Here is a 17,849-nt window from a genome sequence, read left to right on the forward strand (position 1 = left end):
GTCACTTCTCACTGTGCATCGACGATCGCGCCTGCACCGGACTTCTTGACCCTGAACCCAACCCGAGGGTTGGGTTCGGACGCATAGGGCAGGGCGTAGGAGAACAGCGTCGCGAAGTCGAGGGGGTTCACCGGGCCTGTCTGCGCCTTTTTGTAGTGACGCGACTTCTCTTCGGGATCGTTCGCAAACAGAAGGATCAACCCACCGCGGGTCGGACGGTACAGCGCGGACGCGTTCGGCCCGCCATCCTTCTCCGGACTTCCTGCGATGTGCTCGATGACCTGCCGTTCACGGACTGCGGTGCCGCTGAAACCGGTTCTGTACTCCCGGTCCTGCCGCTTCCTGTTGACGATCGGAAGGGGTTCGTGCCAGCCCTTCACTTCCAATGTCGGTCTAGTCTTCGGAAGCGGGAGCAGCACCGCGAAGTCCACCAGTGAGCCCTCATCGATCTTCTCATTCATAGCCTTCAGATGAGGTTCGAACTCCCAGTTCACATCCCACACGAATTGCTTGACGACAGCGAGCACTACACGTGCATCGACGATGCCATATCTCGAGGCAAATTCGTTCCGGTGACCAGCGTTGGTGGTCAGTTCGAAAGTCGTTAGACTATCGATTCGACTCAGCAATGGCTCGACCGCTGCGAAGTGCTTCTTGTTGTTCGAGCCATCTCCCCGCGGTGGCTGCATCGTGAAACTGAAAGCCTCCCCGCCAACGCCTCGGTAGGCCAGCTCTGCGTTGTACATCTTGTTCGCCGCTGCCGGCTTCAACCACGGTTGCGACTGAAAGACCATGGGCGGCACGTCCATCGGCGTCAGCATGGGTTCGCCGTTGGAGTTCGACAACGAGAAGCGATGGAGTTCTTTTCTGAACTCTTCCTCGTCCTGGACGATCGTTTCGAACGCCGCGTACATGTCGAACGGTTTGCCCGCAGGACCAGGCACGTTGCGACCGATGAACAACCTGACCAGATCGCGATACCCTCGGCGGAACCCGAACCACCGACCCATCTGCATCAACGTATCCGCCTGCGGCGTGCGCCGTGTGTAATACGTGGTCGTCAGGCCCTCGACCGTGAATCCCCGGCTGAGTTTGGCCCCTCCTACCAGGATCTTCCATACCGGACGTCCTTGAAAATCCAGCGCGTCCTGGGTGTAGTCCTTCTCCGACTCCCCGTTGACCACGATGACCGGACTCGTTCCCTCCGAAATTCTGTCGCACGCTGCACCGACGAACTCTTCGAGTTCGGCGAACAGATGAGGTGACTCGTACCCGACCTCGGCCTTGGCCTCACTGACGATCGAGAAGTCGTCGTTCCACAGCTTCTCGAGCCTCGCCAGCCCCGACGCCCGGCTGTACCCCGCGGACTTCCACAGCTGCCGAAACTCCTCGGCGAGCGCTGCATGTTCGAGCTGCTTCACCGATTGATGTACCAACATCGTGTGATGCCCGTAGGGCTCGACCCCGCGAGCTTCTCTGAACAGCTTGACAGCACCGGCCAGAACGAATGAATCCAATGCGTTCAACTGCTCCGTCGACCGGCCGTCATCATCCCACGCCGACCACAGATCTCGAACGAACGCCGCCTTGTTCGAGTTGAAGGGAGTGCGCTCGACGTCGTCGAAGTCCTCGTTGAAGTCGTGGAAGTCGGCCCCACCCATGTAGGGACCTGGCCGGTCGAGACTGACGATGAAGTCGCGTGGGAAAATATTCACGCTGTCGACCGGGTCTACGAAAACATTGGCGAACGGCGTTGCCGTGTAGCCGATGTACTGCGCGCGCTTCAAGAACCCAAGCAACTCCGAGATTCGCTCATTGATGGCCGTTCGCTCGATCTTGTCTTTTGCCCACTTCTCAGGGTTGAGGGTATTCACCGAAGCCTGATCGGCCTCGTCGTCGATGATGAGCGCGGGGATCTGGTCGAGCTCAGTCGGCACTCGCTGCAGGTCCTCGACCAGTTTTTTCAACACCGTCGAGTTCTTCTTCACTATCGCGATGCGAACGTTGCTGGAGAAGAGGTTGACTGGATCGTTCAAGGGTTTGCTGTGGTCGGCGATTTCGTATTGCAGTGCCGAGAGGCCTTTTCCGAGAGACTTGAAGTCGTCGGAAGCGCCTGTCAGCCGCCGGATTGCCGGAGCCTTGGATGAGGTGTTCGGGTCGACGTCGTGCTCGACGAACTTGCCGTCGATCCAATCCTGATCCAGTGCATAGTCACCGTCCGCCCCGATGTTCTGCCTGCCGATCAACTCCATGTCCAGCCTGCGCTGAGTTTGGCTGCGCAACATCTCGATAGTGCCGGTGAGGACGATGATCAACCGGTAACCGGCATCGATCGACTTCGCGATGACACCGGCGAAGTTCGCGGTCTTTCCACTCTGGACGTATCCGACTACCAGCCCCTTGGACTGGTAGGGCTCGTCACGCGTCGGATCCGCCAATCGCTTGACGATCTCACGCGTCATCACGTCAAGTCGATCGACAGTCGCCGAATCCAGTTTTTCGGCAACAACTTTCGAATAGGCGCGCCAGTAGAAGTCACGCTCCTGCCGCCGCTTCTCCGTGTACCACGGAGCCCACGGCTGTGGCGCCGCGATGACAACCGGTCCACCCAGGACAGGAAAACGAGCGTTGATCTCGGCGTGCCCACCCGGGATGCCCAAGATCTCGTAGATTCGGGCTCGACGCTCCATCGTGTTGGGGGCGGTCCCGCCGGACCACGTAGCTTCCGAATCCGCATCCCAGCGCAGGAAACTGCTGGCAACAACGTTGTTCAACACCGTTGCCGAGTCGTCGACGAGTACCGAGACGATCGTCTCGATGTCGACTCCGTCCGGGTGGCCTTCGAGATCACGGACGTTGACAGGCCCGAGGACGTCCGACGGCGAGAAATCCCCGAACTCTCGCGCGATTGCCTCTTCCAACTTCATGTTTCGCCCCCCAGTTTCTCGCGACGAATCGTCATCGCCGAGACCAACACGTCCTGCCATGCCTTCAACTGCGCGAGCTGCCTTCCGCTCAGTCGCTGCGCCGTGAACATCTGGTGCACAAGCAGATACAGCAAAGTCTTCACCACAGGAGCGTCCGTGTTGTCCCGGCTGCGATGACCGAGCAGATCGGTGCGGAATCTCGCGTTGATCCAGAGAGTGCGGTTCTTCAAGTCCACCTCGAAAAACCTGTCACGCTGGAGAACTCGCCACTGAAGGGCCACCGGTTCCTGGTTGTCGTCGAAGGTGAACGCGTCGCTGAACGAGTCGAGAACATCCTCTGGGAAACCCGAACTCGGCTGCAGCGCGGTGATCGGTTTGGGAGTTCGGGTGCGTGCCGCCGTGGTAGTTGCGACCGCATCCGCCACAACCTGCGCAAGCACCGACTGCAACGCGGCGGAGACTGTCGCGTCGAGCGTCACGCCTGCCTTCTCCGGATTGATCCGAACATGGGCCATCGACGAGTCGTCGAGATCGATGGCCACACGGGCCGGGCCGTAGTCGGGACGCGCATGCCACAGACCGTTCCAGCCACCGACCTGCAGCAACCGCCGATTGCGGTAGAAATACAAACCCTGCCGATCACGACCCGGTGCGCCGAACAGCCGGTATTCCGGCAGGCTGCTTCGCGCAGGCCAGATATGCGACGTGACAGCAACGGACCCGGCAGACAGCTCCACATCGGAAGTGCGCGGGTAGCCCTCCTTGCCGGTGCCCGGGTACCCGAATGGATCGATCGGTCGGACGGAACGAAGCGCACCGGCGCGCTTGTATCCGACATCGAAGACATCGACGGTCATCCGCACCGACCCGTCGAGAATGCGATGGAAGACGATGCCGAGATGCTGCCGGACGTCGTCGACAGCCGTCTCCAACCAGCTGACCTGCTCGTCCTCATCGGCGGACATGAGGAACGTAGTGATACCCCGCCACTCGACGATCGTGCCGTTCGCGAAGGGGAAGCGCGGTGTGGTTTCGTCGAAAACCGAGCGTGCCTCTTCCGCTTTCAGTGTCGAGACGGTGTGATCGGCAGAGTCGATCATGCGGCCGACGGCGGCGTGATTCGCTGACTTCGACCACACGACCAGCGTTGTGGCCTGACTGAGCGATGCTGCCTTCATTCCGACACCGAAGTGCCCGAGATCGCTCGCCGCGTAGTCGCGCCTGTTGCCGTAGGTCATCGCAGCATCGATCGCGGAGTCGTCCATGCCCCTGCCGTCGTCCACGACCTTCACTCCGGTGATGCGCGTGCCCTCGCACACGAACCGCACCAAGATGTGCTCGGCCCCCGCGTCGAGACTGTTGTCGACGAGATCTGCGATCGCTGTCGGAAGGGTGTGGTGCAGACCGATTGCGCGGCTCAGAGACGGATCGGCGACTGATTCTCGGCTGCCGACCACCTCCATGGATTCACTCATGTGCGTTTCCGGAATGCATCCAGGCCTCTTCGAGTAGTGCCACGACGTGTTCCTCGCTGCTCGATTCGTATGCGCTCAACAGCCGGCGGGGTCTTGTTTCCCCGTACAGACCGATCGCGTCGGCAAGGACACGGACCAGATGCCGCTCGGCAATTCCGGACGGCTGCGGATGTCCGATCGCGGCCAGTGCACGGCGCAGCGGGTCGGCTTCGGCGGCAATGAATTCCGGTCGTACCACCGCAAAGGTCCGATCCGGCGAGAACTCCAGAAGTACTTCGTCCCCCACATGAGCGTCCAACTCTCGGAGGAATCTGCCGATCGTTCCGGAAGTGGGCTGGGCGCCCGTCCATCTGACCATCTGCGTACCGAGTCGGCTCTTCAACTCGACCGTGTGCCCGCGCTCACATCCCACTGCCGCTGCCACTCCTGCGGGCAGTGCAAATCCGGAGCCGCGCAGTTGGTCGGCAGTCACCACGATGCGGTACCGCCACGCCAGACCGATTCGATAGAGCCGCCTCGTCTGCTCCGGCCGCTTGGTGGCTCTGCCCGCGCGTCGGCGCACGATGCCCTCGACGGCCTCGAACTGCTCGGTATCCGGCACGACGGGAATCGGTACCGCTGTCTCCCAACCGATCAAACGCCAAAGACCGTCGGCCCCGGACACTGCGCGCTCGTCGAGTTCGAGCGCACGCTGCACGGACGCAGCCGGCTTACCGGTCCGGCTGCGCTCGGCAAGTTGCGTCGAATTCTGCGGCTCGCCGATTGCCTCCAAGGTCCCCACGAGCGCGTCGGCCAGCTTCTTGGTGCGCGTCAGTACCGATTCCTCGACCACAGGAATATCGCACCACTCGAGCCAGGAGCGAAGTTCGTCCGAGGGCATGCCCGTCAGTCCCGCGAGTTCGAGGAATGCCACGACACCGTTGGGCGACTCCAGGTCCTCCAGCAGCGACTCAGTGCGCTTCTTGGCACCTGCTACGTCAGGAGCCGCCGCCCAGCCTTCCGTGACTTCGAAATAGTCGTCCAACCGATCCAGAACGAGCCACAACGGCACATCGATACTCGGTACCGTCCGACCGATCGTCGGATGCACCGCTATCAGACGCTCCACGGACGCCACCGGCTGAATCTCGATACGAAGGCTCGCCAACAGATTGCCGACCGCCGTTCCGTAGCCACACGCCGCATTGATCTTGGCCTTGGCGTGCGACTCGATCGAGCTGGCGGCGGGCTTCGACAGATGCAATTTGGTGCTGAGTTCCCCGAGCGAAATCGGTTCTCGCGCGAGAAGCCGGAGGCCGATGGCCATCGATTCACGATCGTCGAGCTGGGTGAGGATGTTCTCGATCTCGTCGGCCGGATCCCCCTGCTCGACGTCAGGAAGATCGAGTGAACTGATCGCGGAGATTCGAGCGGCCAACTCTTGAATCTGCTCCGGCGATTCGTCTTCGATGTCGACCGCCAACAGAGGTCTGTCGTGTTGACCACGCAGCCTCCTCCACGACGCGAGAGCCGCCAGGTCGTCGAGGAGCTGAGTCACCACCGGCGAACTCTCCTGGCCCTCGTTCTCGATAGCCCCGCGAGCACGTGGATCGACCAGGACCGAAACTTCCAGCAACGCATACGCAACGTCTCGCACCGTCTGCTCGCTGGTACCGGGGATGACGAACAGATCCTGCGCCGTGCTCGTCAGCAGGCCCTCGACAGTCTTGCCCTCCGTCAGGCGTCGGACCGTCGTCGACGCACGCGTTTCGAGACCGAGGACCGACATCGGAAGTTCCGCCTCGACCGCAGGAAAACCTGCGGCGAATGTCAGTGCTTTGTGCCCGGATACGAACAGCTGGGCGAGCTCGGCCAGAACCTTCTCCAGGTCGACGTCCTGTGCCGTCGTCGACGGACCGTCCTCGAGCCACCAGGTCTCACCAGGGGCAAGAGATTCCAACAAGGCCGCTCGCTCGGAGACGTAGTCGTCGAGCCAAGGCATGAGCTCGACCCACGGAACTGCACGGAGTTCGGCTACGGGAAGCGAGTTCACACCCAACATCTACGCTCTACTCCCCCGTGAATCCACATCGATTGGTCAAAGATAGTGCACAGACCACGCGGCCGCTTTTCGCGGTTCGTGCCCCGCCAGGTCGCGACGACACATTCATTCATACGAATGACCAGCCGGTTGCTGTGTCAGACTCGATGGCATGGATTCGCACCCGGTCGAGATCACCGTCGTCGGCGAGGCTCGAGCGACGTTCATGCCCGATCGCTGCACCGTGTCGTTGGCCGTCAGGACCGACGGTCGTTCGGCCGAGGCTGCCGCGGAACCGGCGCACCGACTGGTGGAGGAGCTCACGGGACTGATCGTTCCCCTGTACAACGAGTCGGACGGCCCGATCGACGCGTGGTCGCTCGACCAGGTACGTCATTCCCGCAACCGTCCGTTCAATCAGGACGGTGAACAACTCGCCTACGTCTACCACGCGGTGGCCACCATCGACGTGAAGTTCAGTCAGATCGATGTCATCGACGCGTTCGTGTACGCGGTGTCTGCGTTGAACGGCGTCGACGTCGGCCATTTCGAATGGTCGCTGACCGACGACAATGCAGCAGAGAAGACCCGCGACGTTCGAACCCTCGCGGTGCTCGACGCTGTCGAGAAGGCCGAGATCTACGCCCAGAGCGTCGGCAGGACCGCCATCACCGCGTTGGCGATCGCGGATCCGGGTCTGCTCGGAGTCGGTGCCGCCACGCCCGAATATGCACTCGCTGCCCGCGCCTACACGAGCGCCGACGACGGGTTCGAGTTGAAACCGCAGGCCATCACCATCCGGGCTCAGGTGCATGCTCGGTTCGCGGCAAGTTGACGTCCCCCGTGCGCACCGGGTGACACCTCGCTGTAGTTAGGCGGATACGGGCGGTGACGCCGCGAACGCTCCGCGCCATCGAGCCGCCGGATGGCTCGACTCCACCCGATTCGATCGCCCGAACAGCTTGCCCCGCAACGCACCCGGTGCATACTCGCGCTGAGCGAGCCCGCGCTCCTGCAGCACCGGAATGACCTGATCGACGAAATCGACGTACGTACCCGGCGTCGTCAGATATTGAATGTTGACCCCGTCGACGCCCGCGTCCTGCCACGTCTCGAGCGCATCGGCGATCTGCTCGGGTGTCCCCACCAGACGCGTCGTGTCCTGCTTCTGCTTGACGAAATCGGCGATCGTCACCTCGGTCCCCACCTCGGCGGCATTGATCAACGCCTCGATCGACGACTGTGTCCCCTGCACCTTGCCCGCCAGGTCAGCGATCGGCGTATCGAGAGGCCAACCACCGAAATCGATGCCGATGCCGCCACTTCGATGCGCCAGAAGCCCTTCCACGCTGAAGGACTCGTCCAGATCGGCGGCCTTCGCTCGCGCCTCGGCCTCGGTCGAACCGACCACGAAACTCAGCCCCTGGAAGAACTTGATGTCCGAGGCGGATCGACCCGCTTCGACGGCAAGTCGTCGAGTGTCGTCGATGACCTTCTTCGCACCTCCTGCCGACGCCGCACTGATGAAGATTCCCTCCGCGTGCCTCCCCGAAAAGCGGCGTCCGCGTGCCGAACTGCCCGCTTGGAAGATGACCGGCGTACGTTGCGGGGACGGTGCAGACAGGTGCGGACCCTCGACGGAGTACCGCTCTCCGCGGTGATGAATCTTGTGAATCTTGTTGGGGTCGGCGTGGATCGACTTCGCCCGATCCTGCACCAACGCATCGTCCTCCCACGACCCTTCCCACAGCTTGTAGACGACCTCGGCGTACTCCTCCGCCCAGTCGTAGCGGCGGTCGTGCTCTTCACGGTTGTCCAGACCGTAGTTTCGCGCCGAGTTCTCCAGCGCGCTGGTGACGATGTTCCATCCGATCCTCCCGCCCGACAGATGATCGAGCGTGGAGATCTTGCGCGCGAACGAGAACGGATGATCCTGCAGCACAGAACTGGTGACGACGATCCCCAGATCCGTTGTCGCAGCTGCCAATGCGGAAGCAATCGTCGACGGATCGTGATTGGGGATCTGCAGCCCCTCGGTGACATGGGTGTCCCACCCACCTCGATAGTCGTCGTAGAGTCCGATGACGTCGGCGAAGAATATGGCGTCGATCTTCCCTCGCTCCAACACTCCGACCAGTTCGAGCCACGGGTCGAGCGTGTGGAACTCGGTCTGCCGCGAATCCTCTCGTGTCCACGAACCATAGGAGACATGGGTGACGGTATTCATCGTGAATGCGTTGAACAACAGGCGTGGTCGGCTCACTCGGTACTCCTACGATCTTCGTTCGGTTGGTGTCTCGACACTACGAATCCTCGTGCAGTCTCGGAACCCTTTCGATCATCGAGAACCCGAGTTCATTGTCCGCACGTCTGCACGCGGTTACCCCGAGGTCGACCCCACCCGATCACCGAGAGGCGCAAGACCCAGGTTGTCCCGCAACGTGGTTCCGCTGTATTCGGTCCGCAACGCACCGCGATCCTGCAGCAACGGAACAACGGAGTCGACGAACTCGTCCAGTCCCCACGGCACGAGATGGGACCCTATGATGAAGCCGTCGGAGCCGTCGTTCGAGACGAAGCTGTCGATCTTCTCCGCAACCTGCGCGGCTGTTCCGACGATGGGCCCGCGTTCGAACTGATCGATGACGACCTCGCGTAGATTCAACTTCTTCGCCTCGGCGACGGCGCGCAGATTCGCCACCGTCTCGAATCGGTCCTGGTAGACGAACGCTTTGCCTTCGATGATGGGATGCGCATCGGGGTCCGGCTCCACCGAGGGCAGCGGGCCTTCGGGGTCGTAATCGGACAGATCGCGATTCCATATCTGCTCGAGCAGGATTCGGGCGGTCTGCCCGGTGACCTGCTCGCGTCTGACCTCGCGGTATTTCTCGATGGCCTCGGCCTCTGTGTCACCGAGCACGAAGCTCGCCGACGGCAGAATCTTGATGTCCTCGGCGTTTCGCCCCTGCCGAACCGCGCGGGATTTGATGTCCCGGTAGAAATCGGATGCTTCGGGCAACGAGCCGTACGGTGAGAAGATCGCGTCGGCGTTTCCTGCTGCGAAATCCCTACCCTGCGGAGAGACACCGGCCTGGAGAATCACCGGTCGCCCCTGCGGCGTGCGCGGCACGGGAAAGGTCCCCAAGATGTCGAACTGGTTGCCCCGATGCGCGAACTCGCCTGCACTCGCTCGCGCGATGAACTGACCGGATTCGCGGTCGGCAACGACGTCCTCACGCCCCCACGAGTCCCACAACTGCCGGACCACCGACAAGAACTCCTCCGCCCGTTCGTATCGTTGCGAGCGATCCAGAAAGCCTCCGCGACGGAAGTTCTGACCCGTGAACGCATCGAACGACGTGACGACGTTCCACGCCGCCCTGCCGTCCGACAAGTGGTCGAGGCTGGCGAGCTGACGCGCCAGTTCGTACGGCTCGTTGAACGTGGCGTTGATCGTGCCTGCCAGACCCAGATGGTCGGTGACGGCGGCGAGAGACGCCAACACGGTCAGCGTGTCCGGTCGGCCGATGATGTCCTGGTCGAACACCTGCCCGGCGCGCTCTCGGAGCGCCAATCCTTCTGCGAGAAAGAAGAAGTCGAACTTCCCACGCTCCGCGGTGCGTGCGGTGTGCTCGAACGTCGAGAAGTCGATCTGGCTGCCGGCCTGCGGATGCCACCACGCGGTGTGGTGATTGACGCCGCCGAGGTAGGCGCCGAGGATGACCTGCTTGCGTGTCATGAATATTGTCTCCTTCAGGCCTGTTGGGCGGCATAGCGATTGGGCACTGACACAGGTAGTCCGAGTGTTCCGCGCAGCGTCGAAGCCGAATACTCCGTCCGGAAGATTCCTCTACGCTGCAGGACCGGAACGAGACTGGATCCGATTGCCTCCACGTCGTCGACCGCAACTCCGGGACGCAATCGGAATCCGGTGTATCCCAGCGACTGCCACGCGACGAGCTGATCCGCGAGATCCTCGGCGGATCCCGTGAATACAGCTGCATCGGAGACGAATTCACCGCCGTCGACTTCGTTCAGCCTGCGCACTCGGTCGGCTCCGCTCTCGGAATCACCGTCGAGGAACACCACGAGGTCGGCGTAGACGTGCAGTGGCTCACCCGAGCGGTCCACGGCAACCTCGGCCGCACGGACTTCGTCGAGGATCAACTGTGCCCGGACGTCGTCTGCCGGGGTGACGAACACCAGATCGCCTCCCCGAGCGGCCAGCTCGTAGGGGACGCGCTGGTGGGCGAGCAACGCCACCACCGGCTGCCCCTGTGGCGGCCTCGGCGTGATCGACGGCCCCCTGACCGAGAAATGCTCGCCGGTGAAGTCGATGTGATGAACCTTGTCGCGGTCGATGAACCGCCGCGTGGCGACGTCCCGGATCTCCGCGTCGTCCTCCCAGCTGTCCCAGAGCCTGCGGACCACCTCCACGTGATCGGCCGCGTCGTCGAACAGCTGCTCGAAGTACTCGGGCAGCCTGCCGTCGTGCAGCGTCGCCAGATCATCCTCGGTGAACACAGGGGCTTCGCGGCGACCGAAGTGGCCCGCTTCCGCTGCCCCACCCGAGGCCTTGACCTGCCATCCGGCTCGTCCGCGCGAGGTGTAATCGAGCGTCGCGACAGCCGCCGACACGTGGAAAGGTTCGGTGTGGGCGGTGGTGATCGTCGGAATCAGGCCGATGTTCGCGGTACGCGGTGCGACCCTCGCTGCGATCAGATGTGCGTCGAGGCGCACCCGAACCCGATCGGTACGTACCTCCGCAGGCAGCAATGCATCACCCGGTACGGTCAAACTGTCTTCGATCGTCACGAAGTCCGCGAGCGCGCGTTCTGCGGTGGTCACCAACTCGGTCCAATATCGAGGTGAGGTGAGCTCGTGGGGTCTCGAACGTGGTTCACGCCAAGCCGCAGGATGCCAACCGGCGCCGTCCAGAGCGATTGCCAGATGTAGGGGACCGGGGGACGTCATCGAACACACTCCTCGTCGAGCAGTCGCCGTGCGCCGACCGACGCACGCTCGACTTCCGACTCTGCCCGAAGGACGCCCCGTCTCGACACCCTTCCGCTCGAGCTGATTCTGACTCGAAATGCCATGCGTCTGTGACCAGCCGATATTCGGTGAGAACTTGTCGGTGGGTCGACCTACCCTCTGCATCCGTGACGATCCCATCGATGGAAAACCTCAGCTCGGGCGCCCTCGAACATCGCTTCGGCACCGAAACACTTCACCGTGGCACCGCGTACTTCGACGAAGGCCGAGTCGGGTACATCCAGTGGAACCCACTGTCCTCGACACTGTCCGCCTCGGTACAGGGCAATCGAGCCACGCCGTATTCGGCGTCGGTGTCCGTCTCCACCAGGCAGGGACAGATCTACGCTGTCGACTACGGGCACTGCAACTGCCCGGTCGTCTTCAACTGCAAGCACGTTGTCGCGGTAGTCCTGCAGGCCCGCAAGGACAGTCGCACAGTCGAGCTCCACGCTGACGGCACACGATCCATCGACCACTGGTCCACTGCACTGGCACCGATACGGGCAGAGAACTCCCTTACCACCACGGTTGCCGGGCTCCGAGTAGGTCTTCGACTCTCACTGCAGCCCCCGATCGAGGGAGCAGGGGCGGTGCGAGTGCTCGCTCGTCCGATCAAGGTCGACCACCGAGGTTCGTGGGTGGCCAGTGGCATCTCGTGGTCGTCCATTCCGCTGTCCACCGAGCGACATGTGGAGCGGCAGTTGGACATCCTCCGTGAACTCAGCGCCCTCTACCAGGTGCGGTCCTACGGTAGAGCCGCATACTCGTTCTACCGATCCGGTACCGATTCGATCGACCTCGCGGACGTCTCCGGCAGGCTGCTCTGGGATCTGCTCGGCGAGGCTCACGAATCCGGACTCACCTTGATGAACGCACATCAGCCATCCGGTGAGATCCCGCCGCCGGCGACCGGGGAGTTCGCCGTCGACATCACCGGTGACCCCGCCGGTACGCTCACGCTGGCGGGTCGCGTCACAGTCGACGGGGCGGTGATTCCGCCCGGCCGACGCAGTTTCCTGGGCCGTGACGGTGCCGGCATCGTCTACTGGGACGACGGCGCGAGTCCCAACCCGAGCACCCGAGCGTTCCGGCTCGCGCGACTGGCCAGAACCGTGCCCACGTCGCTTCGCCGCGTCGCCGGATCGAGCGGTGTCATGACGATCCCGGCCGCCGATCGCACCGACTTCGTCGTCAACTATCTCCCGGCGCTCGAACGAGACAGCGTCGTCGTCTCCTCCGACCAGTCGTACACCGCACCCACGATCACCGGACCGGACCTGCACATCACCATTGCTCGGTCCGGCACGAACACCCTGACGATCGGCGGGTGCTGGCGCTACGAACTCGACGACGTCGAGTTCGAATTTCGCACCGACTCGTCACCGTCCGACAACGGAATTCGCGATCGGACATCCGAAACAGGGTTGCTGCACACCGTCCTCGACATCCTCGGCCGCCGGGAGATGCGTCCAGGAACATTCTCTCCGTTCACCGTCGAGGGAACCGATGCCGCGCTGTTGGTCGTCGACCGGCTGCCACTGCTCGATGGATACGACAATGTGCACATCACCGTGTCCGGCGACCTCCCCGATTTTCGGGACGTCGGCGAAGATGTAGGAATTTCGTTGTCCACCAGCGAACTTCGCGAGGACAACGACTGGTTCGACCTCGCGATCACCGTCACCGTCGACGGCACCGACATCGAGCTCGCGACGGTCATCACCGCCGTCACCCGCGGCAACACGCACCTGTTGCTTCCCGACGGCCGCTTCTTCTCACTCGATCGACCGTTCCTGGCGACACTGCGGCGCCTCGTCGAAGAGGCACGGTCCCTTCAGGACGACCCCGAAGGACCGCTGCGAATCAGCAGATATCAAGCATCACTCTGGGACGAGCTCGCAGAGATCGGGGAGGTGGCCCATCAAGCGGACGCCTGGCGGCGGCAGGTGACGGCTCTGTCGAGACTCGATTCGGTGCAACCGCAGACCGCACCGATCCAGCTCGACGCCGTCCTACGCCCCTACCAGCTCGACGGCTACTCGTGGTTGTTGTTTCTGTGGACCCACGGTCTCGGCGGCATCCTTGCCGACGACATGGGGCTCGGCAAGACCGTTCAGACGTTGGCGATGATCACGAAGGTCCGTGAGAACGGGCCACTGACCGCCCCGTTCGTCATCGTCGCGCCCACCAGCGTCGTGCACAATTGGGCGCGGGAAGCCGATCGGTTCGCGCCGAATCTGACGGTGGTCACGGCCGGTGAGACCCGAGCCCGCCGCCGCAGCAGTATTGCCGACATCGCGGCCGGCGCAGACGTCGTCGTGACCTCGTACACGGTGTTCCGGCTCGACTACGACGACTTCGACGCAGTCCCGTGGTCGGGGCTCATCCTCGACGAGGCCCAGTACGTCAAGAACCACAAGAGCAAGACCTACCACTGCGCCCGACGCCTGGCCGCCCCCTTCAAACTCGCCATCACCGGAACGCCCATGGAGAACAATCTGATGGAACTGTGGGCGTTGCTCTCGATCACCGCGCCCGGTCTGTTCCCCTCCCCGAACAAGTTCATCGAGAACTATCGAACTCCCATCGAGAGGGGCGGCAACTCGGAGAAGCTGAGCACGTTGCGGCGGAGAATCAAACCCCTCGTTCTCCGCCGAACCAAAGCAACCGTCGTGCAGGAACTCCCGCCGAAGCAGGAACAGACAGTCGAAGTGGATCTACATCCACGACACCGGAAGATCTACGAGACCAGGCTCGCACGGGAACGTCAGAAGATCCTCGGGCTTCTCGACGACTTCCAAAGAAACCGCGTCACGATTCTGCGGTCTCTGACCATCCTGCGGCAGCTGAGTCTCGACGCTTCTCTGGTCGACGAACAGTATGCAGATGTCCCGAGTGCGAAGATCGACGAACTGGTGACGCAGTTGACGGAGGTCATCGAAGGCGGGCACCGAGCATTGGTGTTCAGTCAGTTCACCAGATTCCTCGGACGAGTGCGCCAACGCCTGGAGCACGAGGGCATTCCGACGGTCTACCTGGACGGCAGCACCCGAGACCGCGGCGAGGTCGTCGAGAAATTCAGAGCAGGCGAAGCTCCGGTGTTTCTGATCAGCCTCAAGGCAGGAGGCGTGGGCTTGACGCTGACCGAAGCCGACTACTGCTTCGTGCTCGACCCCTGGTGGAACCCTGCCACCGAGGCACAGGCCGTCGACCGAGCCCACCGAATCGGTCAGACCCGAACAGTATTCGTCAATCGCTACATCGCGCGCGGGACGATCGAGGAAAAGGTGATGGACCTGAAGGAAAGAAAAGCACAGTTGTTCGCCAGCGTGCTCGACGAAGGCGGTGCGTTCGCCGGAGGTCTGACCGCCGACGACATCCGTGGACTGATCGAATAGAAGGTGGAGCCGAACTTCACGAACCCAGTAGGAATTCTTGATGCAGGCCGCTGGAACATGTTGCGAGGGAGCATCACTGAGTTTCGATCAGCCCGAACCTAACCCTTGGAACCACCAGGAACCTCACCGATACTGATCGCTACCGCAGCGTGAGGAAAACGATGACCGACGACCGCAAGATCCGACTGGGACTTCTGACGAACCCACCGGGTAATTCGTTGCCAGGCGAGCTTCGCCCCGGCGATGTCCGCCACCCCAGTTCCGTGCTCGATCACTACACGCATGTCGCTCGGACGGCCGAGGCCGCGTTGTTCGATGTGCTGTTCGCAGCCGACGGGCTGTCCTCGGACACCGAACTGGGCACCAGACCGGAGCCGGTCACCTTGTTCTCGGCCCTCGCATCGGTGACGGAGCGAATCGGTTTCGTACCCACCATCTCGACCACCTTCACCGAACCGTTCAATCTCGCGCGCCAACTCCAGTCGCTCGATCATCTGACCGGAGGACGCGTCGGATGGAACGCGGTCACATCGTCGGCGGGGGAACGCAACTTCGGCGACGCCGCACTGCCTGCACACGAGGATCGCTATCGGCAGGGGCTCGAACACGTATCGGTCGTATCCGGGCTGTGGGATTCGTGGTCCGACGACGGCTCCACCAAGCCGATCGATCACCGGGGCGAGTTCTACTCCGTACAGGGACCCCTACCGTTGCCTCGATCCAGGCAAGGGCGTCCGGTCCTGTTTCAGGCGGGCTCGTCCTCGGACGGCACCTCTTTCGCTGCTCGGTTCGCAGAAGGCGTCTACACCGCGCAGCAGACCTTGCGCGGCGCCCAGAGTTTCTACCGCGAGCTGAAGGCCAAGACCGCCGCTGCAGGACGCGACCCGAAGAACATTCTCGTCCTACCCGGAGTCTCGACCACCATCGGCGGCACCGAGGAGGAAGCGTTACGGATAGACAACGACTTGTTCGACGCCGGCTTCACACCGTCGTCTCTGACGGCTTTGTCGGGCCAACTGGCCGGTGTGGATCTCACCGGCATCGACCTCGACGATCACATACCCTCGCACCTGTTGCCTCCCGTCGAATCGGTCCAAGGACGACAGAGCCGATACGCGGTGTTCAGAGAACTGGCGGTCGAAGAACACCTCACACTACGAGAGCTCGTCAAGGTGCAGCAGCGGTCCGCAGGTCACGGCCGCGCAGTCGGCTCCCCCGAGCAGATAGCCGACCGCCTCGAGTCATGGTTCACCGAGCGAGGCGCCGACGGGTTCATCATCATGCCCGGCCAAGGGCCGGGCGGTATCGACGCATTCACCGAGCATGTGGTCCCGATCCTCCAGGAGCGCGGGCTGTTCCGTCGTGAATACGAGTCAGACACGCTCCGAGGCAACTTGGGCCTTCCTGCCGCCATCCGGCAGAACAGCCTCACACCTGCCAGTAGTTGACACCCGGCAGCTGACTCCGGCAACTGAGCGGTCCGGTGCATCGACTGCACCGGACCGCTCGTCGAGTTCCCGCCAGTCAGTTGGCAACCGGCGCAGGCACCGTCCGATCTTTCCCCCACGCCGGCACGAATCCGCTCGTGTCCACCGACGGGACTGGAAGTCCCAATTTCTCCCTCAGGGTCCCTTCCCGGTACTCGGTTTGAACCAGCCCACGATCCTGTAGCTCAGGAACGACCCGTTCGACGAACGAGTCGAGCCCGTCCGGTAACACGTGCGGATGCACACTCAGGCCGTCGAGAGCACCGGCGTCGAACCACTTCTGAATGTCGTCGACGATCTCGGTGACCGTACCTGCCACGACCCGATGCCCGGAGCTCTCCGACATGCCACCGTACGTGTCGTGAAGGACTTGCCGGAGCGTTCTCTGTCCGGTCTTCTCCGCGGACGCCAGAATCGATCGACTCAGTGCCGTAACCGGTTCCAGTTCGGCATACGGAAACACCCGATCGACGGACCGACGATCGAGCTCGACGTCGAGAGCTGCCGACAGGTCGGGAACGCGTCGGCTCAGGTCGTTCAATTCTCGAAGATGTTCGACGTAGTCCTGCGCCTCCTTCGCCGAGTCCGCGACAACGGGCACGAACCCGGGCAGGATCTTCACGTCCTGCGCACTCCTGCCGTACCCCACGGCCCCGGATTTGATCGCCGCCGAATACCGCACGGCCTTTTCGATATCTGTCTGACGGGTGTAGACGACGTCGGCGTGACGTGAGGCGAGGTCGATGCCCGGTGCGGACCCACCTGCCTGAGCGATGACGGGAACAGTCTGCGGGCTTCGGCTGGTCGTCAACGGGCCACGCACCGAGAAGAACTCGCCGCGATGGTCGACGGTACTGATCTGCCGTTCGTCGAACAACTCACCCGAAGCCTTGTCCGCCACGACGGCACCAGCGCCCCACCCGACCCACAGCTTCTTCGTCGCCTCCAGATAGTCGCCCGCGACGCGATAGCGGAGATCGTGCTCGGGAAGCGGCTCGTTTCCGTAGTTGGCGGCGGCACTGCCCAAGGTGCTGGTGACCACGTTCCATCCCGCTCGCCCACCGGTCAGATGATCGATCGCGGACAACTGACGTGCTGTGGTGTACGGCGAGTTGAAGGTAGTCGAATGGGTAGCGATCACACCGATCTCCGATGTCGACACACCGAGCGCAGTGATCAGGATCAGCGGATCCAACGGCCACTGCAGGGACATGTCCGCATCCTCGGGCAAGGCCAGCGTGTCCGCGAAGAACAATGAATCGAACTTCGCACGTTCGAGAGTGCGGGCCAGACCGACCCAGTAGTCGAGAGTGGTCACATCGTCAACATCCGCGGATGACAACCTCCACCCCGCAGTATGCCCACCCAGCTGACCGCGCAGTACCGCGTTGAGTATCAATCTTCGAGTCACGGTGCAACCCTACGAATTCTGCAGGCGGTGAACAGTGTTGCGCTCGAGCAGATCAGAACGAATCGGTCAGTGAAAAGGGGCCGGGAATGCAGAA

At 62.6% G+C, this 17,849-nt stretch carries 10 protein-coding genes; 3 read left to right on the plus strand and 7 right to left on the minus strand.

The features are described 5' to 3' along the window. Nucleotides 1–8 precede the first annotated feature (8 nt). Genes RY1_RS14415 through RY1_RS14425 form a run of 3 tightly spaced genes read right to left on the minus strand, consistent with a single transcriptional unit; the run spans nt 9 to nt 6,443 of the window. Entirely contained in the window at nt 9–2,927 is a 2,919-nt protein-coding gene (locus tag RY1_RS14415; RefSeq protein WP_072804246.1) for a Z1 domain-containing protein, read from the minus strand. Further along, complete coding sequence (locus RY1_RS14420) at nt 2,924–4,402, minus strand: ATP-binding protein (protein ID WP_072804247.1); 1,479 nt, start codon at nt 4,400–4,402, stop codon at nt 2,924–2,926. Before RY1_RS14420 ends, RY1_RS14415 begins: the two co-directional genes overlap by 4 nt. Then, entirely contained in the window at nt 4,395–6,443 is a 2,049-nt protein-coding gene (locus RY1_RS14425) for a hypothetical protein (protein WP_072804248.1), read from the minus strand. The genes RY1_RS14420 and RY1_RS14425 overlap by 8 nt, the downstream gene beginning before the upstream one ends. A 151-nt stretch (nt 6,444–6,594) precedes the next feature. Between RY1_RS14425 and RY1_RS14430 the strand changes: the two genes are divergently transcribed. Continuing rightward, complete coding sequence (locus RY1_RS14430) at nt 6,595–7,257, plus strand: SIMPL domain-containing protein (protein ID WP_072804249.1); 663 nt, start codon at nt 6,595–6,597, stop codon at nt 7,255–7,257. A gap of 36 nt (nt 7,258–7,293) precedes the next feature. Here RY1_RS14430 and RY1_RS14435 read toward each other — a convergent pair whose 3' ends face one another. The 3 genes from RY1_RS14435 to RY1_RS14445 all read right to left on the minus strand — a co-directional run bounded on the left by RY1_RS14435 (nt 7,294) and on the right by RY1_RS14445 (nt 11,396). Next, complete coding sequence (locus tag RY1_RS14435) at nt 7,294–8,685, minus strand: LLM class flavin-dependent oxidoreductase (protein WP_072804250.1); 1,392 nt, start codon at nt 8,683–8,685, stop codon at nt 7,294–7,296. Between the two features lie 117 nt (nt 8,686–8,802). Further along, nucleotides 8,803–10,161, minus strand: coding sequence for an NtaA/DmoA family FMN-dependent monooxygenase (locus RY1_RS14440; RefSeq protein ID WP_072804251.1), 1,359 nt, complete (start codon nt 10,159–10,161; stop codon nt 8,803–8,805). Nucleotides 10,162–10,175: 14 nt separating this feature from the next. Next, complete coding sequence (locus RY1_RS14445; RefSeq protein ID WP_072804252.1) at nt 10,176–11,396, minus strand: LLM class flavin-dependent oxidoreductase; 1,221 nt, start codon at nt 11,394–11,396, stop codon at nt 10,176–10,178. A gap of 188 nt (nt 11,397–11,584) precedes the next feature. Here RY1_RS14445 and RY1_RS14450 point away from each other — a divergent pair, with 188 nt between their 5' ends. Together RY1_RS14450 and RY1_RS14455 are read left to right on the plus strand one after the other, a co-directional pair. Continuing rightward, on the plus strand, nt 11,585–14,857 hold the full coding sequence (locus RY1_RS14450) for a DEAD/DEAH box helicase (RefSeq protein ID WP_139279854.1): 3,273 nt from the start codon (nt 11,585–11,587) through the stop codon (nt 14,855–14,857). 161 nt (nt 14,858–15,018) lie between these two features. Next, nucleotides 15,019–16,305 (plus strand): NtaA/DmoA family FMN-dependent monooxygenase, encoded by a 1,287-nt coding sequence (locus RY1_RS14455; RefSeq protein WP_072804254.1) that lies wholly within the window; start codon nt 15,019–15,021, stop codon nt 16,303–16,305. A gap of 76 nt (nt 16,306–16,381) precedes the next feature. On the opposite strand, the gene RY1_RS14460 is transcribed toward RY1_RS14455, so the two are convergent. Then, a complete protein-coding gene (locus tag RY1_RS14460) occupies nt 16,382–17,755 on the minus strand; it encodes an NtaA/DmoA family FMN-dependent monooxygenase (protein WP_072804255.1) in 1,374 nt (457 codons plus the stop codon). Nucleotides 17,756–17,849: the final 94 nt, after the last annotated feature.

It is taken from the genome of Rhodococcus yunnanensis NBRC 103083, from assembly GCF_001895005.1.
Taxonomy (GTDB): domain Bacteria; phylum Actinomycetota; class Actinomycetes; order Mycobacteriales; family Mycobacteriaceae; genus Rhodococcoides; species Rhodococcoides yunnanense.

Bases quoted from the DNA above. Each gene is read 5' to 3' on its own strand.
- RY1_RS14415 (WP_072804246.1), bottom strand. From the start codon at position 2,927: ATGAAGTTGGAAGAGGCAATCGCGCGAGAGTTCGGGGATTTCTCGCCG.
- RY1_RS14420 (WP_072804247.1), bottom strand. From the start codon at position 4,402: ATGAGTGAATCCATGGAGGTGGTCGGCAGCCGAGAATCAGTCGCCGAT.
- RY1_RS14425 (WP_072804248.1), bottom strand. From the start codon at position 6,443: ATGTTGGGTGTGAACTCGCTTCCCGTAGCCGAACTCCGTGCAGTTCCG.
- RY1_RS14430 (WP_072804249.1), top strand. From the start codon at position 6,595: ATGGATTCGCACCCGGTCGAGATCACCGTCGTCGGCGAGGCTCGAGCG.
- RY1_RS14440 (WP_072804251.1), bottom strand. From the start codon at position 10,161: ATGACACGCAAGCAGGTCATCCTCGGCGCCTACCTCGGCGGCGTCAAT.
- RY1_RS14445 (WP_072804252.1), bottom strand. From the start codon at position 11,396: ATGACGTCCCCCGGTCCCCTACATCTGGCAATCGCTCTGGACGGCGCC.
- RY1_RS14455 (WP_072804254.1), top strand. From the start codon at position 15,019: ATGACCGACGACCGCAAGATCCGACTGGGACTTCTGACGAACCCACCG.